Genomic DNA, 25,117 nt, shown 5'->3' with positions numbered 1-25,117 from the left:
CGGCGCAGCCCGCGGCTCAGCCCGCGACGCGGGCAGAGAGGCGCGGGTTGACGCGGACCGCGCCGCGCATGTTGCGGGTGTAGACGTTCTGGATCTGGACGACCGTGCCGCGCCGCGGGGCCGCCAGCATCTTGCCGTCGCCCAAGTAGAGCGCGATGTGCGAGATGTAGCCCGGCGCGGTCGGGTCGTTCGCCCAGATGAGCATGTCGCCCGGCTGCGCCTTGCTGAAAGGGATCACCCAGCCGGCGCGCGCCTGGTCGGCGGCCACGCGCGGCAGCCTGATACCTGCCCTGGCGAAGGCGTACTGCATCAGACCGGAGCAGTCGTAGCCGCCCTCGGACTCCGACTCGCCGCCCCACACGTAGGGCCAGCCGAGGCGGGTGTGAGCGGCGCGGATCACCGTCTGCACCTGCCGCGCGGTCATCACCTGGCCGTTGGCGTTCGGGAGCCTCTTCGCCTCCGGGTAATCGATCTTGGGGCTGACCTCGACCGCGCGGGCCTGCTTGGGCAGCAGTTTGCGGAGGTCCTTGATGAGCTTGGCCGTCTTGAGCTTCGGCGCGCTGATCAGCATCGCGTTGGAGGCCGGTACGCCGAGGGACTGGGCGGTGGCGTGCGAGACCACCGCGTCCACGTCGGCGATGCCCATGGTGGCGTAGGCGCCGACGCGCACCGTCGACTGCTTCTGTTTGCCGCCCACCGGGATCTGCGCGCCGAGCTGCACGCCGCCGTCATTGCCCATGGTGAACGAGATCGCCACGTCGCCGCCGGCGATGTTGCGCCACAGCGCGTCCGACTGGGCGGTCGGCTTGGGCGTGTATTTGCGGAACGTGGACGGATCCACACCCAGCAGTCCCACCCGCTTGCCCGCGACCATCGCCTGGACCGCGTCGACGATCTCGACGCCCTGCACGCCCTTGATCTTGCGCACCCTCTCGATCACCGCGGGCGGCAGCGAACCGGGCGCGGCGACCATCACATGCGGAGAAAGGCGCTTGCCGAGCGGGGCGATGGCGGTCGGTGACAGCTGGTAGCTGCCCGAGGCGGCCACGAACCGCTGTTGCGAGGTCTGCGGGGTGGCCTGCGGGGTGCCGTCCTGCCCGTGCGCGACCAGCACCGCCGTGTTGGCGGCGAGCGTGGTCAGCACCGAAACGCCGATGATCGTCGGAAGGACCCGGCGGTCCGGCCTGCGCACGGCAACACTCCCTCAAGGTCGGCCTTGAACGACTATGGCCCAGAAGCGTGACCACCGTCCAGATACCCAGCGCACCGTGCACCATCCTGAAGCGGATGGCCGCGAACAGTCACCTCTGTCTCCGTTACCCATTGGTAACACCAAGCGCCACTGAGATCAAGGTCACCCGGTGACAAAGTGGCTGCGACAAAGCAGCCACGACAGAGCGACCACCGCGCCCGTGCGCCCGCGGATCCGGGCCGTCCGCGTCAGGGCGCCCGACCTCGCAGCTCATGGACCAGATCGGCGGTGGTGGTCACCGGCAGGTGGCACACGAAGCCCCTGCATACATAGGCCGCCGGCGCGCCGTCCACGAGGCCCCGCCCTTCGAGCAGCGGAATGTCCGACTCTCCCGGCGCGCCCACGGTCACCACGGCGCCGGGCGAGACCGCCATCAGGGCCGTCTGGTGCAACGTCCTCGTACGTTCGTCGTCGCGGGCGCCCACGACGGCGACCTCCAGCGGCCCTTCCACGTAGGCCTCCGTCACCGCCAGGCCCCATCCGGCGAAGCGCGCTGCCTTCTCGGCCAGCATCGCCACCGGTCCGAGCGCCCCGGCCACCGCCTCCCGGTGCCGCTCCGACCCGGTCAGCGCCGCGTACGACAGCAGGGCCCCCGCCGCCGCGAACTGCCCCGACGGGGTCGCGTTGTCGGTCGGGTCCTGCGGCCGGCGGAAGAGCCGTTCCGCGTCGTCGGCGGTGTCGAAGAACCCGCCCGCCCCGTCCCCGAAGCGTTCGAGCACCGTGTCGAGCAGCTCACCCGCCAGCCGGACCCATTTCGCCTCGCCCGTGACGCCCTGAAGCGAAAGCAACCCCTCGGCTACATCTGCATAGTCTTCGAGTACGCCTGCATTGGCGCCCGCGACACCCTCACGCGACGTCCGTACGAGCCGCCCGTCCTTGATGTGCAGCCGTTCGAGCAGCCGTGCGACCTCCTCGGCGGCGGCCACCAGGTCCGGCCGGGCGAACAACGCTCCGCACTCGGCCAGCGCCGCGATCGCCAGGCCGTTCCAGGCCGCGACGACCTTGTCGTCCCGCGCCGGGGGCACCCGCCGCTCCCGCGCCGCCAGCAGCTCCGCCCGGACCCGCGCGTACTGTTCAAGGTCTTCGGGGTCGATCGGCAGCTGCAGGACCGACGTCCCGTGCTCGAAGGTCCCCGTGACCTCGAACAACTCCACGGCATAACCACCGTCTTCGTCGCCCAGCAGGACCCGCAGTTCCTGAGGGGTCCAGACATAGAACTTGCCCTCGACGCCCTCGCTGTCGGCGTCCAGGGCAGAGGCCAGCCCACCCTGCTCCGTACGCAGGTCGCGCAGCATCCAGTCGCATGTCTCCAGTGCGATCCGGCGCGCGAAGGGGTTACCGGTCAGCCGCCACCAATGCGCATAGACCCTCGCCAGCAGCGCATTGTCGTACAGCATCTTCTCGAAGTGGGGAACGACCCACGAGTCGTCCACCGAGTAGCGCGCGAAGCCTCCGCCGAGCTGGTCGTACATCCCGCCACGGGCCATCGCCTCCAGGGTGTGCCCGGCCATCGCCAGGGCATCGTCGTCACCCGTACGCGCGTGATGCCTCAGCAGGAACTCCAGCGCCATCGACGGCGGGAATTTAGGCGCTCCCCCGAAACCGCCCCGGGCCTTGTCGTACGACCCCGCCAGCGACCGGACTGCCGCCCCGAGCAGCTCCTCCCCTGGCGGCTCCACCCCGCCCAGAGCGGGCCGCTGGGCGCCGAGCGCCGTCACGACCTGCTGTCCCTGCCCCACGACCTCGTCCCGCTGCTCTGTCCACGCCTTGTGGACGGCGTTCAGCAGCGCCTGGAACTGGGGCCGGGGGAAGTACGTGCCGCAGTAGAACGGGTGCCCGTCCGGCGTCATGAACACCGTCATCGGCCAGCCGCCCTGGCCCGTCATGGCCTGGGTGGCCTCCATGTAGACGGCGTCGACGTCCGGCCGTTCCTCTCGGTCCACCTTGATGTTCACGAACAACGAGTTCATGAGCTGCGCCGTCTGAACGTCCTCGAACGACTGGTGTGCCATGACGTGACACCAGTGGCAGGCGGCGTAACCGACCGACAGGAGGATCGGGACGTCCCGCCGCCTCGCCTCGGCGAACGCCTCGTCGTTCCACTCCCACCAGTCGACAGGGTTGCCGGCGTGTTGCAGCAGGTATGGGCTCGTCGCGTCCTTGAGGCGGTTCATGTCCCGATCCTGCCCCATCCGGCTCCGGCATCACTCCGCGAGGCGAGATCGATGGTGAACGCGGCCCCCGCCGCCCGCCGCCGAGCGCCGGGCGGTCAGCGCGGGCGCTTGTAGATCTTGACCCAGTCGACGTGCATGGTGACCCACTTGGGGGTACCGCGGGTTCGGCAGAAGCCGGGCCCGCGATCGCACACCTGGTCGTTCTGTAGTGCGAGGCCCATCGTGCTGCGCTCGGGCGTCAGCGGGCCTCGGTAGCTCCACACCTTCTTACCGTCGATCCAGAACGTCAGGCTGCGCGGGAGCCAGTCGACCGCGTACGTGTGCCATCGGGTCGCGTCGCGCCTCACGTTGCGCTGGGCCATGCGGTTGTCCGGCCCGTAGTGGATGAAGATCCCCACGTTCTGCCGGGACGAGTCGATGACCTCGGCGAAGTCGATCTCCGCGTGCTCGGGTTTGCCGAAGACCTTCGGCCACAACAACGCGACCGCCGAGTAGCCGATCCCCTTCTCGGCGCGCATGCGCACCTCCCAGCGGCCGTGCCTCTGATTGAGGTGGGAGGCGATGCCGCCGGACAGGTCCTTGCCCTGGTAGACGCCGCCGGTGAGCTTGAGTGTGCCGTCCTCGACCTTGGTGGCGGCCTTGGTCCGCGGATTGACCCGGGCGTCGGGGTAGTCGTAGACCAGCCACTTGGAGGTGTCGACACGATCGCCGTCGAATCCGTCCACGAGCACCGGCTTGCCCCAGAAGCCCGGTGTCCCCGGCTTGGCCCTCCGGACGGGACGCGGGCTCGGCGGCGGAGTCTCACGGGGATGCGACCGTACGGAATCTGACGGCCCTGCATCTGACGGCTCTGCGGGCGCGCTCCGTACGGGGGACGAGGTCCGTTCCGTCTCCGCAGAATCACAGGACGCAATGGTCAGAACCACGAGAAGCGCGGCGGCACTCCGGGTCGGCGACATGGACTCATCACAACAGCGCGTGATGAAAGAATCACTAAAGATGCCGATAGTCGCCGGTCTCTTGCCATACAGCCGATCAAGTGCTCAGCCGCGGCGCCGTGGTGGCATGACGACACGGTCCAGATCGTGCACGAGCACGATGTCCCCGCTGTACGCAGCGGCTGCCTGTTCGACGAAGCGCAGCTCGTCCTCCATGCGGTAGCGCTCCGAGATGTGGGTCAGCACGAGGCGCCGCACACCGGCGGCCGCCGCCACCTCGCCCGCCTGCCGCGCGGTCAGATGGCCGTAGCCGGCCGCCAGCGCGGCGTCCTGGTCGAGGAACGTGGACTCGATGATCAGCAGGTCCGCGTCCGCCGCGAGTTCGTGCACGCCGTCACACAGCCGGGTGTCCATGATGAACGCGACCTTCTGCCCGGGCCGCCGGACGCTGCACTCCGCCAAGGTCACCGTGCGCCCGTCCGGGGCGACGACGGCGCCCTCCTCCTGAAGCCGCCGGACGAGCGGGCCGCGCACCCCGCGCGCCGCGAGCACGCCCGGCTTCATCGTCACGCCGTCCGGCTCCTCCAGCCGGTAGCCGTACGCCTCGACCGGGTGCGACAACCTGCGTGCGGTCAGGCTGAACGGCGCGTCGCCGGTGTCGAGCCGCATCCGTTCACCCGAAACGGGCTGCTCCTTGATGACCTCGGTGCCCCGGAAGGGCGTCGCGTACCGGAGCCGTTCCCAGTACTCGGCGCCGCTCGCCGGGAACGCCGCGTCCACCCGGTGCTCGACGCCGTCGCGGGCGATGCGCTGCACGATCCCCGGAACGCCCAGGCAGTGATCGCCGTGAAAGTGCGTCACGCAGATCCACGTCACGTCGGTCGCGGTCACGCCGGCGAACGCCATCTGCCGCTGTGTCCCCTCGCCCGGATCGAACAGCAGGCCGTGCCCGTCCCAGCGCAGCAGATAGCCATTGTGGTTACGGGACTTGGTGGGCACCGCGCTGGCGGACCCGAGCACGACGAGATCGCGGACGGACATGCCCCCATGGTGCCGCCAGGAGGCCGTGCAGCCGAACGATATTCTGCCGGGAGTCGCCGCAAGCACGCCCTTACCCCGGAGGTACGCCCGTGGGCAGCACCAAGCGAGACAAGATCAAGATGACGCCCGCCGAGACCGCGGACTTCCTGGCCTCCTCGTACAAGGTGCAGGTGGCCACGGTCAGCAAGGACGGCGAGCCGCACCTGGTCACGATGTTCTACGCGCTGCTCGACGGCAAGATCGCGTTCTCCACGTACAAGTCCTCGCAGAAGGTCCTCAACCTGCGCCGGAACCCCACCATGACGTGCCTGGTCGAGGACGGCGACGAGTACGGCGAGCTGCGCGGCGCCGCCCTCTACGGACAGGGCCGCATCATCGAGGACCCGGAGACCCGCCTCCAGGTCGGCGCGGTCGTCGACGCCCGCCTGGCGGGGATGCCGGTCCCCGAGATGGGCGCCCCGATCGACCCCGAGTTCGCCGCGGCGCTCGAACAGTCGCTGGCCAAGCGGGTCATCATCGTGATGGAGCCCGACCGGGTCGTCAGCTGGGACCACCGGAAGGCGTGAGGGCCTCGGCCTGCTTGCGAGCGCAGCAGGTCAGGCGGGGGCGCCGTTCTCCTTCTCGGCAGGCTTGGCGTCGGCCTTCGCGGCAGGCGTGGCGTCGCCCCTCGTGGCGGGCTTGGCGGCGGGCTTGCCGTCGGATTTGGCGGCCTGCGCCGCCTCCCACTCCTGCTGCTTGAGGTCGGCCTCGCGTGGCGCCTGGATCCTGCCGATCTGCTTGTTCATCGAACGGATCAGGAAGACCAGGGCGACGACCAGGGCGAGGAAGACCCCGAAGCCGAGGAAGCCCGGCGTGACGGTGTCATCGTTCAACGGCATGGCCAGTGGGAACACTACAAAGCCACCTTCTCCCGGATACCGGCGAACAGATCGTCCTCCGGCAGCTCGGTGTCGACCAGGGACCTGGCCAAATGGTAGTCCTCCGTCGGCCATGCCTCACGTTGGAGGTCCAGTGGGCATGCGAACCAGAAGCCGTTCGGGTCGATCTGGGTCGCGTGGGCCAGCAGCGCCTGGTCGCGCGTCTCGAAGTAGTCGGCGCACGGCACCCGGGTCGTCACCGCCCACGGCTGCGGCCGTTCCTCCATGCTCTTCAGCCAGTCCCCGTAGGGCGACTCGATCCCGGCCTTGCTCATGGCGGCGTCCAGCGCGACCAGCCGGTCCTTCGTGAAGGTCATGTGGTAGTAGAGCTTGAGCGGCTGCCACGGCTCGCCGGTCCCCGGGTAGCGGTCCGGGTCGCCCGCGGCCTCGAACGCCTCCACTGACACCTCGTGGGTCTTCACGTGGTCGGGGTGCGGGTAGCCGCCCCTCTCGTCGTACGTGAGCATCACGTGCGGCCGGAACTCCCGGACGGCCTTCACCAGCGGCTCGGCGGCCACGTCGAGCGGCTCCAGCGCGAAACAGCCCTCGGGCAGCGGCGGCAGCGGGTCTCCCTCCGGGAAGCCGGAGTCGACGAAGCCCAGCCAGCTCTGCCGGACACCGAGGATCTCGCGCGCCCGCGCCATCTCCTCCTCCCGGACCTTGCCGATGTCGGCCTTGACCTCGGGACGGTCCATGGCCGGATTGAGGATGTCGCCGCGTTCCCCGCCCGTGCAGGTGACGACGAGGACCTCGACTCCGTCCGCGACGTACCGGGCCATGGTCGCCGCGCCCTTGCTCGACTCGTCGTCAGGGTGGGCGTGCACGGCCATGAGCCTCAACGGTTCGGACACCTGCTCGGGCACCTCGGCATCTCCCTTTTCGGAGGCTTGGCGGGACCCCGGTTCGGAGCACGCGCCACAACGGAAGAGAATTGTCCCTGACAACGTCCGCACCCCGCACGGAGATTCCCGCGATGGCCACGAGCGCCCCAGCAGCACCGACCTCATCCCGCCGCGGCCGGCTCGGCCTGGTGGTGATCGGCCTGCTGGCCGCCGTCTGCGCGGGCGGCTGGTCGATCATCGTGGGGTACGCGGGCCAGCAGCCCGGTATCGCCAAACAAACGATCACCTACAGCGTACTCAGCGACTCGGCCGTGCAGATCAAGTATTCGATCTCCAAAAGCGAGTCCGACAACGTGCGGTGCGTGGTGGACGCGTTCGACGTCGATTTCGCGATCGTGGGAAAGCGGGAGATCTCCGTGCCGCCCGGGACGAAGACCATTACGCGGACCGACGTGCTGCCGACGTCCAAGCGGGCCACCGGCGCCCGTGTCGAGAGCTGTCACAAGGTGTGAAACGGCTGGTAAAAGCCCACCAGTGATTGGCCGGTTGCACAGGGCTTCAAGGGGGAACCTTTACCTCCACACACCGGATAGGCTAGAGGTTTCACCCGGCCGCATTTCATGTGGATGAGGAGTATCCGTGACCGAGACCCGCGCTGACAACGTCACCTGGCTGACCCAGGAGGCGTACGACCGGCTCAAGTCTGAGCTGGACCATCTGTCGGGCCCGGGCCGCATCGAGATCGCAGCGAAGATCGAGGCGGCGCGGGAAGAGGGCGACCTGCGCGAGAACGGCGGCTACCACGCGGCCAAGGAGGAGCAGGGCAAGATCGAGGGTCGCATTCTCCAACTGCAGAGCATCCTGGAGAACGCGCGCGTCGGCGAGGCCCCGCGCACCGAAGGGGTCGTCGGCCCGGGCATGACCGTCACGATCTCCTTCGAGGGGGACGACGAGGAGGTCACCTTCCTGCTCGCCTCCCGCGAGGAGAGCGGTGCTCCCATCGACGTCTACTCCCCCAAGTCCCCGCTGGGCGCCGCGATCAACGGCAAGAAGGTGGGCGAGAAGGCGTCGTACTCCCTGCCCAACGGTCGCAGCATGACCGTCGAGATCCTGGACGCCACGCCGTACCAGGGCGCATAACCTTCCAGGCCGGGAAAGCCAAGCCTCTAGACGGTCCGCCGCTCCATCCGGGGCGGCGGACCGGCGGTTTTCCCCGGCCTTCTGGCCGCCGCCCTGACCAGCGGCAGCGTGCGCTGCCGGACCTGGGTGGCCAGCGAGATCACTGAGGACGCCCGCTCCACGCCCTCCACATCGACGATCATGTCGATGACCCGTTGCAAGTCCTGGTTGCTGCGGGCCACCACGCGGCAGAGCATGTCGCCGCCGCCGGTGATCGTGTGCGCCTCGATCACCTCCGGCACCCCGGCCAGCCGTTCCGCCACCGGATCGTGCCCGCCCGCTTGCCTGATCTGCAGGGTCACGAACGCGGTCACCCCGTAACCCAGTGCGGCCGGATCGACCTCCGGCCCGAAGCTCCGGATCACGCCGTCCCGCACCAGCCGGTCCAGCCGCGCCTGCACCGTGCCGCGCGCCACGCCGAGCCGCCGCGACGCCTCCAGTACGCCGATCCGCGGCTCGCCGGCGAACAACTCCAGGAGCCGCGCGTCCAGGTCGTCGATCCCCACCCCGGCCCTCCCATGGTCACCATGTACAGAAAGTCCGGCACTACCCGCTAGTTACTAGGCAGATTGCCCAGTGTTTCAGACCACTGTTGCGCACTCTGTAGGCGATTGTCGACATTGGGGGCATGGATGAGTTCCCGGTCAAGGGCATGGACGCCGTCGTTTTCGCCGTCGGCAACGCCAAGCAGGCAGCGCACTACTACTCGACCGCTTTCGGGATGCGCCGGGTGGCCTATCGCGGCCCCGAGAACGGCAGTCCCGACGAGGCGGTGCACGTTCTGGAGTCCGGCGGCGCCCGGTTCGTCTTCCGCGGCCCGGTGCGGGCGGGCACCGACCTGGGCCGTCACGTCGCCGAGCACGGCGACGGCGTGGTGGACCTCGCCATCGAAGTCCCCGACGCGGAGGCGGCCTACCGGCACGCCCTCGCCATGGGCGCCACAGGCCTGGCGGAGCCGTACGTCATGGAGGACGACCACGGCAAGGTCGTGCTCGCCGCCATCGCCACGTACGGCGAGACCCGGCACACCCTCGTCGACCGCAGCAACTACTCCGGGCCCTACCTGCCCGGCTTCGAGGCCGCCGACCCGATCGTGGAACCCCCCGCGACCAAGCGCTACTTCCAGGCGATCGACCACTGCGTCGGCAACGTCGAGCGCATGAACGAGTGGGCCGACTTCTACCACCGTGTCATGGGCTTCACCGACATGGCCGAGTTCGTCGGCGACGACATCGCCACCGAGTACTCCGCACTGATGTCCAAGGTGGTCGCGGACGGCACCCGCAAGGTCAAGTTCCCGCTGAACGAGCCCGCCGAGAGCAAGCGCAAGTCCCAGATCGACGAGTACCTGGAGTTCTACGGCGGCCCCGGCGTCCAGCACATCGCCCTGGCCACGGGCGACATCCTGGCCTCGGTCGACCAGATGCGCGCCGCCGGCGTCGAGTTCCTGGAAACCCCGGACTCCTACTACGAGGACCCCGAGCTCCGCTCCCGCATCGGCGAGGTGCGCGTCCCGGTCGAGGAGCTCCAGCAGCGCAAGATCCTCGTCGACCGGGACGAGGACGGCTACCTGCTGCAGATCTTCACCAAGCCCGTGCAGGACCGCCCGACGGTCTTCTTCGAGCTGATCGAACGGCACGGCTCGCTGGGCTTCGGCAAGGGCAACTTCAAGGCGCTGTTCGAGGCCATCGAGCGCGAGCAGGAGCGCCGCGGCAACCTGTGAGCCGGGACTGATCCACTTCTGGTCCTCGTTCGGGAAAACCTTGCCCTTGACGAGGCGTGTCGGTGTTTGAACAGCCGGGCGCGGGCTCACCTTGTCGGCATGAGCCAACCGCCGCACGATCCCGCGCCCGGGGAGCAGCCGGATGACAAGCCCGAGCAGGACAAGCCGCCGTCCTCTAACAAGCCGGGGGACCAAGGTGAGCAGCCGCCGCAGCTCCCGGTTTACGGGCGGACAGCTCCCCAGCCGCTGCCGCCTTTCGGCGAGCAGCCGCCCCCCTCGTACCAGGAGCAGCGGGATTACGGGCAGGTGCCGTCATACGGACAGGCGCCCGCGCCGGGAAGAACCAACGCCCTGGCGATCGGGAGCCTGATCGCGGGGATCGTAGGAATCCTCGCGGGATGCGTGTTGATCGTGCCCATCGCGGCGATCGTGCTGGGGCACCTCGCGCTCAGCCAGATCAAGAAGACGGGCGAGGCCGGGCTGGGGCTGGCGATCACGGGCCTCGTCCTGGGGTACGTGGGGCTCCTGGGGTGGATCGCCTACTGGCTCCTTTTTGTGATCGGGGCGGCCAGCGAAGACGTCGCCATGCTGACGGGGTCAATATCGGGTTAACGCCCGTCCATATGTGCACTCGGGTGCGTTTGTGAGCCTGCCCGCACGCCGACCTTTTCGGCATGAACCAACCGCCGCACGATCCCGCATCCGGGGAGCAGCCGGACGACCAGCCGCCTTCCCCAGGAGATCAGCCGTCGCACCCAGGAGACCAACCTCAGACGCCGCCTCCGTACGCGGGCGGCTATGGAGGCGGGCAACAGCCTCCGCATGGCGACCAGCCGCCTCCCGGCGAGTTGCCCAGCTACGGGGGCGGGGACAGCGGTTACGTCGATCCCGTTGCGGGACTGGCGAGCATCGGCCGGCGTCTCGGTGCCGGTCTGATCGACTTGCTGCTGCTCATTGTCGTGACCAGCCTCGTCTCGCTGCCCCTCGTCGACCGGCGCGTGCTCGACCCGGGCGCGGAGACGGTGACGTACTCGCCCGGAACGGGCCTCGCGAACCTCATCATCCTGGCCCTGGTGTTCCTCTACTTCTGGTTCATGACCCGCAAGTACGGCCAGACGCTGGGCAAGAAGGCCCTCGGCATCCGGGTCGTCCGGGAGGAGGACGGCGGCGCCGTCGACAACAGCCAGGCCCTCAGCCGTGCGGGTCTCTATACCGTGGTCCTCATAGTTTGCTGCTGCGTGGGCGGGATCATCGACGTGGCGTGGATCCTGGGGGACCCGCGGCGGCAGGCGCTGCACGACAAGGTCGCGCGCACGGTCGTGGTCAAGGTCCAGCCAGGTGCACCCGATCCGTATGCGGCTCGCTGACCGGCAACCGCAGCGAAGCGAGGATTGCCGGTCAGCGAGCCCTTCTGGGGGTGTGGGGGTATCCCCCACAGAGACTGACCGGGTTGGGCGGTTGATCCAAGTTGCCCAGAGTGCCTAGTCGAAGGCAGTCTGGGCAACGTGACTTCGGCCGGACGTTTCCGCAGCCCCCTTTCCCGCCGCCCTGCCTCGCATGGGCTGGCCGCGCTGGCCGTCGCCGGGGCGTTGACGGGCTGCCAGGTCACGATCGGTGACAGGGACTCCGCCGAGCCGAGCCTGCCGGTGGTCCCGACGTCCCCGACGGGTGGGCCGAGCGGGCCGGACAGCGCGGGTGACCGCTATGTCCCGGGTGACGGCAATGGCGGGTACGACGTCCAGCACTACAAGCTGAAGCTCGCCATCACGCCGGGCGGCGGCAAGGAGCTCGACGGCACGGCCGAGATCACCGCCACCGCGACCGAGCGGCTGAGCCGCTTCAACCTCGACCTGACCGGCCTCGACGTCACCCAGGTCACGGTGGACGGGGCTCCGGCGCAGCAGCAGCGGCAGGGCAGCGAGCTGATCGTCTCCCCGGCCAAGGCGCTGGAGAAGAACGCCAAGTTCACCGTGTCGGTGCGCTATTCGGGCACGCCGCAGCCGGTCGTTGACCCGATCCTGGGCCGGTACGGCTGGATCCGCACCTCGGACGGGGTCTTCGTGGCCTGCCAGCCGAGCGGGGCCCACACCTGGTTCCCGAGCAACGACCACCCCAGCGACAAGGCCACGTTCGACTTCGAGGTCACGGTGCCCGAGGGCCTCACGGCGATGGCCAACGGCGAGCCGACGTCGAAGGTGCCGAGCGGCGGCGGCTCGGTCACTCCGGGCAGCGGTGACGGCCCGGACGTCGTCCCGGCTGCGGCATCGGCTGCCAAGAGCCGGCGTGCGGTCACGACGACCTGGCAGGTCAAGGACCCGATGGCCACCTATCTCGCCACGGTGACGGTGGGCCGGTTCGGCGTGAAGACCGGCAAGACCCCGGGCGGCATCCCGATCATCACGGCCGTGGACCCCTCGGTGTCGGCCGTGCCGCTGGACACCTTCCATGCCAAGAACGCCGAGGTCACCGACGAGCTGGTGAAGCTGTTCGGCCCCTACCCGTTCTCCTCCACCGGCGGCATCGTCGACAACGCGGCGGTCAACTTCGCCTTGGAGACGCAGACCCGGCCGGTCTACAGCGCGCTCGGCGCGGACCAGACGATCATCGCGCACGAGATCGCGCACCAGTGGTTCGGCGACAGCGTCAGCGTCACCAAGTGGCAGGACATCTGGCTGAACGAGGGCTTCGCCACGTACGCCGAGTGGATCTGGGCCGAGCGCATCGGCAACGAGACCCTCCAGGAGAAGTTCGACGGCCTGTACGAGGACGCCGGCAACCGGGAGCTCTGGAACGTCCCGCCCGGCAACCCCGGGCGCGCCAACATGTTCGGGCGCTCGGTGTACGACCGCGGCGGGATGACGCTGCACGCGCTGCGCAAGAAGGTCGGCGACGAGAAGTTCTTCAGCATCCTCAAGACCTGGGCCAAGGAGCGCCGCCACTCCAACGCCACGACCCCGCAGTTCATCGAGGTCGCCGAGCGCGTGTCCGGCCAGCAGCTCGACTCGTTCTTCGACGCGTGGGTCTTCAAGCGGGGCCGCCCCGCGCTGTGATCCGTCCCGCACCTTGATCCGGTTCGTCTTCTGCGGGTGAACGGGTGGCAAGAGATCGGGAAAGCCCGGGCAAGTGCCGCGACGTCGCGCCGGTGCGACCAGCAATGTTGGCCGGGTGAACGGGCCTTGGGGACGTATGACCGCGGCGGCCACCGCCGCCGCCGTGCTGGTATCGATCAACGGCAGTGAGACTGCGACGGCTTCAGGATCCGCCGCTCCGCAGGACGCCACACCCTGTCCGCCTACGTCGTCGCCTGCACCTGCACCTGCGCCGGCAGCGACACCGGCACCGGCTGCACCGCCTTCGGCAGCACCGGCAGCGACACCGGCACCCGCTGGGGAACGGCGGTTCCGCCGTATGGCAGTACCGCCGCCCGGGGCCGCCGCACCGACCCGCCTTCCCGCGGCGGAACCCGGCCCTGACACACCCCCAGGGACCAGCACCGCGCTGGGCGAGTGCGATCCGCCGCCGGGCGCGACTCCCGGCCCGGTAGTGAAGAAGCCGGACACCGGCAAGCCGGGATCCGCCAATCTGGGCGACCCGTACTTCCGTGACGCGGGCAACGGCGGCTACGACGCGCAGCACTACGACGTGGCGCTCAGGTACACGCCCAAGGGCGGCAGGGTCGACGCGACCGTGGCCGTCACCGCCATGGCGACGCAGAACCTGTCGCGCTTCAATCTGGACTACCGCGGCCCCAAGATCCTCGACGTCACCGTCAACGGCCAGCGCGCCGCGTACCGCCGCAAGGGCCAGGAACTCACCATCACGCCCGCCTCCTCCCTCGCCTCGGGCACGCGGTTCACGACCGTGGTCCGCTACTCCGGGCGGCCAGGCCCGGTGCGCCATGGCTCGCTCGGCACGTACGGCTGGGTGCCGAGCAGGGACGGCGCGCTCGTCGTCGCCGAGCCGGACGGCGCGCCCACCTGGATGCCGGTCAACGACCACCCGAGCGACAAGGCCACCTACTCCTACCGGATCACGGTGCCCCGCAACCTGCGGGCGATCGCCAACGGCACTCCCGGGCGGACCGTGCGGCAGGGCGCCACCACGACCTACGCGTGGGCCGAGAAGTCGCCGATGGTCCCGTACCTGGCCATGCTGGCGATCGGCAAGTTCCGGGTGAAGCGCAGCATGGCAGGGAGGACGCCGGTCATCACCGCGGTGGACCCGCGGTTCAAGAAGTCCGCCGCGGCCCTGCACAAGACCACGGTCAGCGCCCTCAAGTGGGGGTCCTCGGTCTTCGGGCCGTACCCGTTCGCCACGTCCGGGGGCATCGTGGACGACCCGCGGCTGGACTACGCGCTGGAGACGCAGGAGCGGCCGGTGTACGCCGGGTTCGCGCCCGACGACGCCTTCATCGTGCACGAACTGGCCCACCAGTGGTTCGGCAACAGCGTCAGCCTCAAGAACTGGCCGGACATCTGGCTGAACGAGGGCTTCGCCACGTACGCCGAGTGGTTGTGGCGCGAGCGGGGCAAGAAGGACTCCACCAAGAAGATCTTCAAGCGCTACTACCGGCAGCCGGGCTCGTCACCGATCTTCAATCCGCCGCCGGGCAAACCCGGCCGCCGTGACCTGTTCAGCTTCTCGGTCTACATCCGCGGCGCCATGACGCTGCAGGCGCTCCGCCAGAGGGTCGGCGACAAGGCCTTCTTCACGACTCTCAAGACCTGGGCCTCGACGTTCCGCGACTCCAACGCGACCACCCCGCAGTTCGTCGAGCACGCCGAGAAGGTCTCCGGTAAGCAACTCGACAAGCTGTTCAATGTCTGGCTTTTCACGAAGGGCAAGCCGAAGAAGTGGTGAAGAAGACCGCCGCGACCAGTACGGCCGCGCTGCTCCTGACATCGGCGCTCGGCGCCGCCGCCCTGCCCGACGACGCTCCGGACCGTACCGCCGGACGCCCCGCCCCGGGCCGAACGCCAGGGCCCGAACAGGCGGCCTCCGGGACGTCCTCAGCGGGTGCGCCCGGCATCGGTGACCCGTACTTCCCGAACGCCGGGAACGGCGGCTACGACGTCGCGCACTACTCCATCAGGCTGCGCTACACACCGCGCGGCCAGCATCTCGCCGGCACCACCACGATCACGGCGAACGCGACGCAGAACCTCAAGCGGTTCAATCTGGACTTCATCGGCCACAAGGTCAGCTCGGTGAAGGTGAACGGTGCGGCGGCCTCGTTCGCGCGGCGCGGCCAAGAGCTGGAGATCACGCCACGCGGTGGCATCGCGCAGGGGGCCCGGTTCTCGGTCGCCGTGGCCTACGCCGGGTCGCCGCGGCAACTGAAGGCCCCCGGGCTCGGCCGGTCCGGCTGGATCCCCACCGGCGACGGCGCCGTCACACTCTCGCAACCGGTCGGCTCCGCGTACTGGTTCCCGCTCAACGACCACCCGGCGGACAAGGCCACCTACGCGTACACCATCACCGTGCCCAAGGGACTCAAGGTGGTGGCGAACGGCGAGCTCGAAGGTTCGGCGAACATCGGCCCGACGAGCACGTTCAAGTGGCGTTCCAGCAAGCCGATGGCCGGTTACCTGGCACTCGTCGCCATCGGGCGGTTCAAGACGCTCGACGACCGGTCGCCGGGCGGCGTCCGGTCGTTCGTCGCCGTCGACAGCTCCAACCAGAACAGCCCCAAGCTCTTCCAGGAACTCACCGCCAAGGTGACCGACTGGGGTGTCCGCCACTTCGGGCCGTTCCCGTTCGACTCCACCGGCGGGGTCATCGACGACGTGCGGGTCGGGTACGCGCTGGAGACGCAGAACCGGCCGGTGTACCCCGGCGGTGCGAACATGACGCTGATCGTTCACGAGCTGGCCCACCAGTGGTTCGGTAACAGCGTCAGCATCAACCGCTGGCAGGACATCTGGCTGAACGAGGGTTTCGCCACGTACGCCGAGTGGCTGTGGAGCGAGCAGCACGGCGGACCCAAGGCGGAGGCTCTCTTCGACGCTGCGTACTCAAAGCCCGGCGACTTCGCGGGCTGGAAGGCCCCAACCGGGGCGCCGGGGCGGCAACAGCTCTTCGCGGGCTTCCCTGTGTACACCCGCGGAGCGATGACCCTGCACATGCTGCGCAAGACCGTGGGCGACGACGTGTTCTTCCGGATCCTCCGCACCTGGACCGCCGAGCGCGCGCACGGGAACGCCACCACGGCGGACTTCCGGAAGCTCGCCGAGCGCGTCTCGGGCCGGGAACTCGACGGGCTGTTCGACAAGTGGTTGTTCGCCCAGGGCAAGCCGAGTCTCCGCTGAACGAAGGACCACCCCGCCCGGCTGGGCCGTTGACCGGAAAAGCTGGCCCGAACTGGCCGATTTGAGATCAAATCGCGCTTGCACGCCCATTGATCTCCCGAAATTCTTGGGGCTGTTAAGACGACTCCTCCGAGGACGAGGTCGATGAGCAAATCCCCCAAGGTTCTGGCCACCGTGGCGCTGACCGCCACTGCGGGCCTTCTTGTATCAGCGGCCCCAGCCCAGGCTACGGCCGCCCGTTTCACCCCTGGCGCGCCCGGTGCGGGTGACCCGTACTTCCCCGACATGGGCAACGGCGGCTACGACGTCGCCCACTACGACATCGGACTCAAGTACAACCCGGCGACCAAGAACATCCAGGCCGTCACCCAGATCAAGGCACGCGCGACGCAGAACCTGTCGCGGTTCAACCTGGACTTCTTGGGCCCGCTGAAGATCTCGGCGCTGCGGGTGGACGGCAAGAAGGCCGCCTACAAGCGCACCGGCGCCCAGGAGCTTGAGATCACGCCGCCGAAGGGCCTGCGCAAGGGCAAGCGCTTCGCGGTCACGGTGGCCTACTCCGGCGTGCCGCAGACGGTGAACGACCCGGCGCTGGGCGTCTCCGGCTGGGTGCCGACCGCCGACGGCGCGCTCATGGTCAACCAGCCCATCGGCGCCGCGACGGTCTACCCGGTCAACGACACCCCGCTCGACAAGGCCACCTACACCATCACGCTGGCCGCGCCCAAGGGCCTGACGTCGCTGGCCGGCGGCGACCCGGCCGGCTCGTGGACCAAGGGCGGGCTCGCCTATTCGCGCTGGAAGATGCGCCAGCCGATGGCCAGCGAGCTGAGCATGATCGCGATCGGCAAGTACGACGTGCTCAAGACCCGGCTCAAGACCACGTCGCACGGCACGATGCCCAACATCACGGCCACCGACCAGCAGCTCGGCATCTCGGCGGCACTGGCCAAGGACTTCAACAAGCAGACCGGAGACTTCCAGAACTACCTGGCCACGATCTACGGCCGCTACCCGTTCTCCTCCACCGGCGGCATCGCGGTGAAGGCGGGCATCGGCTACGCGCTGGAGACCCAGGGCAGGCCGATCTACGACCTCACCCGGCGGCCGGGCACGATCCCGCGGCCGGACCTGCTGATCCACGAGCTGGCCCACCAGTGGCTCGGGGACAGCGTGACGCCGAAGCGCTGGGCCGACATCTGGCTCAACGAGGGTTTCGCGACCTACTCCGAGTGGCTGTACTTCGAGAAGTACACGGGCAAGCCGGTCCAGCAGTCCTTCGACGAGGTGTACGCCACGCCGGCCGACAACGACCTCTGGAAGCCGAAGACCGCCGACCCCGGCCGGGACAACATCTTCCACTCGACGGTCTACGACCGCGGCGCCTTGACGCTGCACATGCTCCGCAAGACGATCGGTGACGAGAAGTTCTTCAAGCTGGCCAAGGCCTGGCCGACCGTCAACCGGTACGGCAACGTCAGCACGGCGGACTTCATCCGCTTCGCCGAGAAGACCTCCGGCAAGCAGCTGGACGACCTCTTCCAGAAGTGGATCTATACGAGCGGTAAGCCAACCCTCTGACGCAGGTCTCGGGCGGCTCAGCTCAACGTCAGGTCAGCTCAACGTCAGGGTGTAGCCCTTGGCGCGGAGCCGCCCGAGGACCTCCTCGCCGTGGTCGGAGCCGCGCGTCTCCAGATGGAGCAGCACTTCTGCCTCCTCGACATGGAGGCGCGCGGCGACCCGTTCGTGCATCACGTCCAGCACGTTGACGCCCAGCTCGGCCAGCTCGCTGAGCAGCGTCACCAGGGCGCCGGGGCGGTCCTTAAGGCGGCAGCGGACGACCATGTAGCGGCCCGCCCCGGCCAGCCCGTGGCGCAGCACCTTGGCCAGCAGCAACGGGTCGACGTTGCCACCCGACAGCAGCGCGACGACGGGCGTGCGGACCGCGTAGGAGTGCTCCAGCAGCGCGGCGACGCCCGCCGCGCCCGCCGGCTCGACCACCATCTTGGCGCGCTCGAGGCAGAGCAGCAGGGCCTGTGAGATCGACTCCTCCGTCACCGTGACGACGGCGTCGACCAGCTCGTTCACCAGCTCGTAGGTGAGCTCGCCGGGCGCGCCGACCGCGATGCCGTCGGCCATCGTCGGGTTGACCTCGACGCGGACCGGACGGCCGGCGGCGAGCGACGGCGGGAACGCGGCGGCCCGCTTGGCCTGGGCGCCGACGACCTTGATGTCGGGCCCGCCGCGTTCGCGCGACACCGCCCGCATCGCCGCGGCGACGCCGGACATCAGCCCGCCTCCGCCGATCGCGCCGACGACGGTGCGCACGTCCGGGCACTGCTCCGCGATCTCCATGCCGATCGTGCCCTGCCCGGTGATCACGTCCTTGTGGTCGAACGGGTGGATGAGCACGGCGCCGGTCTCGTCGGCGTAGGTCTGCGCGGCCACCAGGCACTCGTCGACCGTCGGCCCCGGGAAGATCACGTCCGCGCCGTAGCCGCGGGTCGCGGCCACCTTGGGCAGCGGCGCACCCTCGGGCATGAACACGGTGGCCTTGCAGCCGAGCGTGGTCGCGGCCAGCGCGACGCCCTGCGCGTGGTTGCCGGCGCTCGCCGCGACCACGCCGCGGGCACGCTCGTCGTCGCTGAGCCGCGCGATGCGCACGTACGCGCCGCGGATCTTGAACGAGCCGGTGCGCTGCAGGTTCTCGCACTTGAGATGGACGGGGCCGCCGACGATCTCAGACAGCACCCGAGAGTGGATCAGCGGAGTGGGAATGATCACTCCGCGCAGCAGCTCCTGGGCCGCGCGGATCTCATCCGCGCTGACGAGGTCCATGCCCGCATCCTCTCACCCCGGGCGACCCGCCCCGACCAGCGGACGAACCGTTCAGCCGGCTCAGTCCGCGTTCCAGTAACGATCGGAGGCGAAGATCAGGGCGGCCGCCCCGATGAGGCCGGAGGTCTGGCCGAGGGCGGCGGGGACCACCTGCACCTGGCGGGCGAAGCCCATCCGCGCGTGGGTCCGCAACGCCTCTTCCAGCGGGTCGAAGAGCATCGCGCCCGCCTGCGACAGGCCGCCGCCGATGGCGACGACCTCCAGGTCGCACAGGTGCGTGGCCGAGGCGATCGCGATGCCGAGCGCACGCCCGGCCCGCACCATGGCGGATTCGGCGACCGGGTGGCCGCGGCGGGCGTCGGCGGCCAGGTCAACGCCGGTGGCGTCCTGCCGGCCCGGGCGCCACCCCTGCTCCTGCGCCCAGGCCACCAGGCCCGGGCCGCGCGCGATCGCCTCCAGGCAGCCCCGGCCGCCGCACACGCATGGCGGCCCCTCCGGGTCGACGACCACGTGGCCGATGTGGCCGGCGTTGCCGGTGGCACCGTCGATCAGGTGCCCGCCCAGCACCAGCCCGCCGCCCACCCCGGTGGACACCACCATGCCGAGCACGTTGCCGCGGCCGCGTCCCGCGCCGCGCCAGTGCTCGCCGACGGCCACGCAGATCGCGTCGTTGTGGACCCGTACGGGAAGGCCCGCGTACCGCGACCGCAGCCGGCTCCGCAGCGGGAAGTCGCGCCAGGCGGGGATGTTGAGCGGCGACACGTCGGCGGCCGGCCAGGTCATCGGCCCGCCGCAGCCCACGCCGACTCCCGCGAAACCCGAGCTGCCCGCGTCGGCGGCGACCTTGTCCAGCAACGACTCCAGCGTCCGCCAGAGCCCCTCCGCGTCCACACCCACGTCGTTCGGAGTGGCGATCCGGTCGTACGCGGCGATGCGCCCGCCGGGCTCCACCACCGCCACGGCCATCTTCGTCCCGCCGATGTCGATCGCCATCACGGGCGGGCCGGCGGCTTCCCCTTTGCCGGCGGCTGCCCCCTTCCCTGCCGAGGAGAAGCCGGTGCCAGGGTCAGTCATCCCGGCCCGCCGGGCCGAACGCCAGGATCGAGGCGGTGAAACCGTGCACGTGGTTGCGGCCGGCCACCGGGCCGATCTCCCCGGCCGCGAAGAAGCCGCCGACCCCCACGTCCCCGAACATACGGCTCAGGACCTGCGCGTCGTGGTCGGAGTCGGGGAACATCGTCCGGCCGCGCCCGTTGCAGGAGAACAGCAGCGCACCCTCGACCGGGCCGACCTCGAAGCGGTCGAGCAGCGCCGCGAGGTCCTCGTCCGCGGCCCCCGCGTCGCGCACCTGGAACCGCACCGTCCGGCCGACCTCCACCACGTCGCCGATCGCGATGGCGCCGCTGTCGGTGTCGGCGCCGACCACGCCGCGGACCAGGAAGTCGCCGTGCTCGTGCTCCTCGGCGTACTCGTCCATGGCCACGCCGATCAGCAGCCCGCGCCCGGCCAGCTCCTGCTCCTCCTCCGGCAGGCCCAGCACGATCTGCTCCAGCTTGTCCAGCGCGGGCGTGCCGGCCAGCTCGTACAGCACGTTCTCGTCGGCCTTGGTCACGATCATGTCGGGGCCGATCGGGCGGGCGCCCTGGCTGACCACGGTGGCGGCCGTGACCGCGCCGCCCAGCACGACGCCGACCGCACCCGAGTCGAAGATCTCGCCGTTGACGAACACGCGGGTGCCGCCGCGGCCGTCGGGATCGGGGCCGCGCCCGCCGCTCTCGGCCATGCCGCCCACCAGGGGCAGGCCCGGCATCGCGTCGTCGGAGCGCTCGACGAACGCGTCCACCGGGAAGGTGTACGGGTCGGCGAGCAGCACGCCGACCACGTCGTCGTCGTGTCCCTCGGGCATGCCGACCACGATGAGGCGGTCGTCGGTCTTCAGGGTCTCCAGCCGGAAGGACTCCAGCCGGGCGCCGGGCAGCACCGCCGCCCAGGCGCTGACCGCGCTGTCCTCCTCCACACCGCGGCCGGCGCCGATCACCCCGGAGGCGCTGCAGCCGAGCACCACGGCGCCCTCGGCCGCGTTCATGGCGCGGTACGCGGCGGCCTCGAGCTCATCGGGGTCGCTCGTGGAAATGAACACACAGACCAGGTCTGGCGGGGCATCCAGCGGCGAGAGTGCTTGTTTCACCGCCGATTCGGCGGCGTTGGGAAGATCGGGTCCGAGGGCCAGGCCGTCACCGAAGCGCGCCATCGGCCTCCCCTCCTTCGAGCCGTACACCGGATGGGGTCACACCCTCAGTCTCCCTGCTCGATCGCGCTGGCCAAAATAGGCCTCCCCCCAAGCCTCCGCCAAGCCTCGTGCCGAGCCTTGTGGCGATTCCGGCTACCAGGGTGCGATTCCCCGGATCCGCGACGTAATGTCGATCGCGTGCGTCCAACCACACCTCGCGAGATCACACTGGGCGAACTTCGCACCAGCGGTCACATTCAGCGGTCGGTGAAGGCCGAGATCCGTCACAACCTGCTCGTCCGGCTGAGATCCGGCGAGCCGCGCTTCCCCGGGATCGTCGGCTTCGACGACACCGTGCTCCCCCACCTCGAACGCGCCCTGCTCGCCGGGCACGACCTGGTGCTGCTGGGCGAGCGCGGTCAGGGCAAGACGCGGCTGATCCGCACGCTGACCAGGCTGCTGGACGAGTGGACTCCGGTCATCGCGGGCTGCGAGATCAACGACCATCCGTACGAGCCGGTCTGCGTGCGCTGCCGGCGGCTCGCCGACGAGGCGGGCGACGACCTCCCGGTCGCGTGGAAGCACCGCGACGACCGGTACGGCGAGAAGCTGGCCACCCCGGACACCTCCGTCGGCGACCTGATCGGCGACGTCGACCCGATCAAGGTGGCGGAGGGCCGGACGCTGGGCGATCCCGAGACCGTGCACTTCGGCCTGGTGCCGCGCACCAACCGTGGCGTCTTCTCCATCAACGAGCTGCCCGACCTGGCCGAACGCATCCAGGTCGCGCTGCTCAACGTCCTGGAGGAACGCGACGTCCAGGTCCGCGGCTACGCGCTGCGGCTGCCCCTGGACGTGCTGCTGGTCGCCAGCGCCAACCCGGAGGACTACACCAACCGCGGCCGCATCATCACTCCGCTCAAAGACCGGTTCGGCGCGGAGATCCGCACCCACTACCCGCTGGAGCTGGACGCCGAGCTCGACCTCATCCGGCAGGAGGCGGCGATCGACGAACTCCAGGCGGAGGTGCCCGAACACCTGCTGGAGGTGATCGGCCGGTTCACCCGCCTGACGCGCGAGTCGACCGCGGTGGACTCCCGTTCCGGCGTGTCCGCGCGGTTCGCGCTCGCGGGCGCCGAGACCGTCGCCGCGGGCGCCCTGCGCCGGGCCGCGCTCACCGGGGAGGAACAGCCGGTGGCGCGCGTGTGCGACCTGCCCGCCGTCGTGCCCTCGCTCATGGGCAAGGTCGAGTTCGAGGTCAGTGAGGAGGGCCGCGAGCAGGAGGTGCTCGAACACCTGCTGCGCCGCGCGACCGCCGAGACCTACCGCCGCACCCTCGGCGCCGCCGACCTGTCCGGGCTGCTCGACAAGTTCGACGCGGGCGAGATCGTGGAGTCCGGCGAGCTGGTCTCGTCGGCCGAGCTGCTGCGCCGCATCGGCCCGGTGCCCGGCCTCGCCAAGATCATGGAACGGCTCGACCTGTCCGGGGAGTCCCCCGGCCAGGCCGCGGCCGCGCTGGAGTTCGCCCTGGAGGGGCTCTTCCTCACCCGCCGGCTGTCCAAGGACACCTCGTCCGGCCGCGCCGACGGGACCGCCACCTACCGAACGTGAGTCGAGGCCGCTGATGAGCCGTTACCGGTACGGGGCCTACCACGACGGGCCCGACCCGCTCGCCCCGCCGTACGACGTCCGTGACGCGCTCGACGCCATGGGCGACTCGGTGCTCGAGGGCAACCGGCCGGACGACGCGCTGCGCGAGCTGCTGCGCCGGGGGCTGCCGGGAGCCGAAGGGCGGCGCGGGCTGGATGATCTGCTCCGGCAGGTCCGCGAGCGCCAGCGTGCGCTGCGCGACAGCGGCAGGCTCGACGGCACGCTGGAGCAGGCACGCGCGCTGCTCGACACCGCCATCGGGCAGGAGCGCGCGGAGCTGTTCCCCGACCCGGGCGACGAGGCCCGGCTGCGCGAGGCCGAGCTCGACACGCTGCCGCGCGACACCTCGCAGGCGATCCGGCGGCTGTCGGACTACGACTGGCGTTCCGCCGCCGCCCGCGAGACGTTCGAGCGGCTGAAGGAGCTGCTGCGGCGGGACGTCCTCGACGCGCAGTTCCAGGGCATGAAGCAGGCCCTCCAAACCCAGGACCCGCAGATGCTGGAGCGGGTCAAGGACATGATGGCCGCGCTCAACGAGATGCTGGACAAGGACGCGCGCGGCGAGCACACCCAGGACGACTTCGACCGGTTCATGCAGGAGTACGGGGACTTCTTCCCCGACCAGCCGCAGAATCTCGAAGAGCTGGTCGACTCCCTGGCCCGCCGCGCGGCGGCCATGGACCGCCTGCTGGCGTCCATGAGCCCCGAGCAGCGCGAGGAGCTGGCCGGGCTGATGGAACAGGCCATGCAGGACGCGGGCCTGGCCATGGAGATGTCGCGGCTGAACGACGCGCTCCGCGCCCGGCGACCCGAGCTCGGCTGGGGCTCCCCGGAACGCATGACCGGCGAGGACCCGCTGGGTGTCGGCGACGCCACGACCGCGCTGGCCGAGCTCGCCGACCTGGCCGAGCTTGAGGCGGCACTCGGGCAGGACTACCCCGGCGCCCGGATGGACGACATCGACGAGGCGGCCGTCCGCCGCGCGCTCGGCCGTCAGGCGGTCGACGACCTCGCCGAGTTGCGCCGGATCGAGAAGGAGCTCGAACAGCAGGGCTACCTGCAGCGTAAGCGCGGCAAGCTGGAGCTCACCCCCAAGGCCGTGCGGCGGCTCGGGGAGACGGCGCTGCGCCGGGTGTTCGCGCAGCTGGACGCGGGCCGCCGGGGCGACCACGACCAGCGCGACGCGGGGCAGGCAGGCGAGCTGACCGGCTCCAGCCGCGAGTGGCGGTTCGGCGACGAGCAGCCTCTCGACGTGGTCCGTACGATCGGCAACGCCATCCACCGCAATGCCATGGAACGCCCGGCCCTCTCACTGGAGAAGACCGCGCTGGAAAAGGCTCCGCTGGAAGATGCCCCGCTGAAAAGGGCTCGGTCGAACGGCTCCAACGGTGTACGGCTGTCCGTGGACGACTTCGAGGTGCACGAGACCGAACGGCGCACGGCCGCCGCCGTCTGCCTGCTCGTCGACCTGTCGTACTCGATGGTGCTGCGCGGGACCTGGGCCGCCGCCAAGCAGACGACGCTGGCGTTGCACACCCTGGTGACCAGCAAATACCCGCAGGACGCCATCCAGATCATCGGCTTCTCCAACTACGCCCGGGTACTGCACCCGACGGAGATGACGGGGCTCGACTGGGACATGGTCCAGGGCACCAACCTCCACCACGCGCTGATGATCGCGGGACGTCATCTGGACAAGCACCCCGACTTCGAGCCGATCGTGCTGGTGGTCACCGACGGCGAGCCGACCGCCCATCTGCGGTCCGACGGCCGGTCGGTCTTCGACTACCCGCCGTCCGCCGACACGCTCGTGCTGACGATGGCCGAGGTCGACAAGATGACCCGGCGGGGGGCCTCGCTCAACGTCTTCATGCTGGCCGACGACCGGCGGCTGGTGTCGTTCGTGGAGGAGGTCGCGCAGCGCAACGGCGGCCGCGTCTTCGCGCCCGACGCCGAGCGGCTCGGCGAATACGTGGTGAGCGATTATCTCCGAGTCCGGCGAGGGCGCCGCTAGCGGGCCCGCGG

22 protein-coding genes are annotated in these 25,117 nt (G+C 69.9%); 12 read left to right on the top strand and 10 right to left on the bottom strand.

The genetic code is table 11. The features are described 5' to 3' along the window. Window positions 1-16 precede the first annotated feature (16 nt). From ACH34W_RS36625 to ACH34W_RS36610, 4 genes are all read right to left on the bottom strand, one after another. A complete protein-coding gene (locus tag ACH34W_RS36625; RefSeq protein WP_395965752.1) occupies window positions 17-1,192 on the bottom strand; it encodes a C40 family peptidase in 1,176 nt (391 codons plus the stop codon). 248 nt (window positions 1,193-1,440) lie between these two features. Then, window positions 1,441-3,426, bottom strand: a complete 1,986-nt coding sequence (locus ACH34W_RS36620) for a thioredoxin domain-containing protein (RefSeq protein WP_395965751.1) — start codon at window positions 3,424-3,426, stop codon at window positions 1,441-1,443. 95 nt (window positions 3,427-3,521) lie between these two features. Further along, window positions 3,522-4,151 (bottom strand): glycoside hydrolase family 16 protein, encoded by a 630-nt coding sequence (locus ACH34W_RS36615; protein WP_395965750.1) that lies wholly within the window; start codon window positions 4,149-4,151, stop codon window positions 3,522-3,524. Window positions 4,152-4,469: 318 nt separating this feature from the next. Continuing rightward, a complete protein-coding gene (locus tag ACH34W_RS36610) occupies window positions 4,470-5,405 on the bottom strand; it encodes a ribonuclease Z (protein ID WP_395965749.1) in 936 nt (311 codons plus the stop codon). A gap of 89 nt (window positions 5,406-5,494) precedes the next feature. Here ACH34W_RS36610 and ACH34W_RS36605 point away from each other — a divergent pair, with 89 nt between their 5' ends. After that, window positions 5,495-5,971 carry a pyridoxamine 5'-phosphate oxidase family protein gene (locus ACH34W_RS36605; protein ID WP_395965748.1) on the top strand — a complete coding sequence of 159 codons (477 nt, stop codon included), beginning with the start codon at window positions 5,495-5,497 and terminating at the stop codon, window positions 5,969-5,971. A 30-nt stretch (window positions 5,972-6,001) separates the two neighbouring features. Here ACH34W_RS36605 and ACH34W_RS36600 read toward each other — a convergent pair whose 3' ends face one another. Both ACH34W_RS36600 and mca read right to left on the bottom strand, forming a co-directional pair. Next, the gene (locus ACH34W_RS36600; protein WP_395965747.1) at window positions 6,002-6,298 is read right to left on the bottom strand and encodes a hypothetical protein; all 297 of its coding nucleotides are present in this window, start codon (window positions 6,296-6,298) and stop codon (window positions 6,002-6,004) included. Continuing rightward, window positions 6,298-7,173, bottom strand: coding sequence for a mycothiol conjugate amidase Mca (gene mca / locus ACH34W_RS36595; RefSeq protein WP_395965895.1), 876 nt, complete (start codon window positions 7,171-7,173; stop codon window positions 6,298-6,300). Before mca ends, ACH34W_RS36600 begins: the two co-directional genes overlap by 1 nt. A gap of 122 nt (window positions 7,174-7,295) precedes the next feature. On the opposite strand from mca, the gene ACH34W_RS36590 reads away from it, so the two are divergent. Together ACH34W_RS36590 and greA are read left to right on the top strand one after the other, a co-directional pair. Beyond that, the gene (locus tag ACH34W_RS36590) at window positions 7,296-7,676 is read left to right on the top strand and encodes a DUF4307 domain-containing protein (RefSeq protein ID WP_395965746.1); all 381 of its coding nucleotides are present in this window, start codon (window positions 7,296-7,298) and stop codon (window positions 7,674-7,676) included. 127 nt (window positions 7,677-7,803) lie between these two features. Continuing rightward, window positions 7,804-8,304, top strand: coding sequence for a transcription elongation factor GreA (gene greA, locus ACH34W_RS36585; protein WP_151565612.1), 501 nt, complete (start codon window positions 7,804-7,806; stop codon window positions 8,302-8,304). Between the two features lie 26 nt (window positions 8,305-8,330). On the opposite strand, the gene ACH34W_RS36580 is transcribed toward greA, so the two are convergent. Beyond that, window positions 8,331-8,849, bottom strand: coding sequence for an Lrp/AsnC family transcriptional regulator (locus ACH34W_RS36580; protein WP_395965745.1), 519 nt, complete (start codon window positions 8,847-8,849; stop codon window positions 8,331-8,333). 122 nt (window positions 8,850-8,971) lie between these two features. Between ACH34W_RS36580 and hppD the strand changes: the two genes are divergently transcribed. The 7 genes from hppD (at window position 8,972) to ACH34W_RS36545 (ending at window position 17,955) form a co-directional block, all read left to right on the top strand. After that, complete coding sequence (hppD, locus tag ACH34W_RS36575) at window positions 8,972-10,066, top strand: 4-hydroxyphenylpyruvate dioxygenase (RefSeq protein WP_395965744.1); 1,095 nt, start codon at window positions 8,972-8,974, stop codon at window positions 10,064-10,066. Window positions 10,067-10,165: 99 nt separating this feature from the next. Further along, window positions 10,166-10,678: a DUF4190 domain-containing protein gene (locus ACH34W_RS36570; RefSeq protein ID WP_395965743.1), complete on the top strand. Its 513-nt coding sequence runs from the start codon at window positions 10,166-10,168 to the stop codon at window positions 10,676-10,678. A gap of 62 nt (window positions 10,679-10,740) precedes the next feature. Then, on the top strand, window positions 10,741-11,433 hold the full coding sequence (locus ACH34W_RS36565; RefSeq protein WP_395965742.1) for an RDD family protein: 693 nt from the start codon (window positions 10,741-10,743) through the stop codon (window positions 11,431-11,433). A gap of 138 nt (window positions 11,434-11,571) precedes the next feature. Beyond that, entirely contained in the window at window positions 11,572-13,116 is a 1,545-nt protein-coding gene (locus ACH34W_RS36560; RefSeq protein WP_395965741.1) for a M1 family metallopeptidase, read from the top strand. Window positions 13,117-13,474: 358 nt separating this feature from the next. Continuing rightward, window positions 13,475-14,926, top strand: a complete 1,452-nt coding sequence (locus tag ACH34W_RS36555; protein WP_395965740.1) for a M1 family metallopeptidase — start codon at window positions 13,475-13,477, stop codon at window positions 14,924-14,926. Beyond that, window positions 14,923-16,374, top strand: coding sequence for a M1 family metallopeptidase (locus ACH34W_RS36550; RefSeq protein ID WP_395965739.1), 1,452 nt, complete (start codon window positions 14,923-14,925; stop codon window positions 16,372-16,374). The genes ACH34W_RS36555 and ACH34W_RS36550 overlap by 4 nt, the downstream gene beginning before the upstream one ends. Before the next feature lie 144 nt (window positions 16,375-16,518). Then, window positions 16,519-17,955, top strand: coding sequence for a M1 family metallopeptidase (locus ACH34W_RS36545; protein WP_395965738.1), 1,437 nt, complete (start codon window positions 16,519-16,521; stop codon window positions 17,953-17,955). A 33-nt stretch (window positions 17,956-17,988) separates the two neighbouring features. Here ACH34W_RS36545 and ilvA read toward each other — a convergent pair whose 3' ends face one another. From ilvA to ACH34W_RS36530, 3 genes are read right to left on the bottom strand one after another with little or no spacing between them, the layout of a single operon-like run. After that, entirely contained in the window at window positions 17,989-19,212 is a 1,224-nt protein-coding gene (gene ilvA, locus ACH34W_RS36540) for a threonine ammonia-lyase (protein WP_395965737.1), read from the bottom strand. A 60-nt stretch (window positions 19,213-19,272) separates the two neighbouring features. Next, window positions 19,273-20,286 (bottom strand): ROK family protein, encoded by a 1,014-nt coding sequence (locus tag ACH34W_RS36535; protein WP_395965736.1) that lies wholly within the window; start codon window positions 20,284-20,286, stop codon window positions 19,273-19,275. Further along, window positions 20,279-21,463: an FIST N-terminal domain-containing protein gene (locus ACH34W_RS36530; protein ID WP_395965735.1), complete on the bottom strand. Its 1,185-nt coding sequence runs from the start codon at window positions 21,461-21,463 to the stop codon at window positions 20,279-20,281. The genes ACH34W_RS36535 and ACH34W_RS36530 overlap by 8 nt, the downstream gene beginning before the upstream one ends. Before the next feature lie 177 nt (window positions 21,464-21,640). Here ACH34W_RS36530 and ACH34W_RS36525 point away from each other — a divergent pair, with 177 nt between their 5' ends. Both ACH34W_RS36525 and ACH34W_RS36520 read left to right on the top strand, forming a co-directional pair. Then, window positions 21,641-23,053 carry a sigma 54-interacting transcriptional regulator gene (locus tag ACH34W_RS36525; protein ID WP_395965734.1) on the top strand — a complete coding sequence of 471 codons (1,413 nt, stop codon included), beginning with the start codon at window positions 21,641-21,643 and terminating at the stop codon, window positions 23,051-23,053. 13 nt (window positions 23,054-23,066) lie between these two features. After that, complete coding sequence (locus ACH34W_RS36520; protein WP_395965733.1) at window positions 23,067-25,106, top strand: hypothetical protein; 2,040 nt, start codon at window positions 23,067-23,069, stop codon at window positions 25,104-25,106. The last annotated feature ends 11 nt before the right edge of the window (window positions 25,107-25,117 follow it).

This window comes from Actinomadura sp. 6N118, from assembly GCF_044326415.1.
Lineage (GTDB): Bacteria > Actinomycetota > Actinomycetes > Streptosporangiales > Streptosporangiaceae > Spirillospora.
The sequence above is the reverse complement of the archived record's forward strand: the minus strand, read 5'-3'. Positions and strand labels throughout refer to the sequence as shown.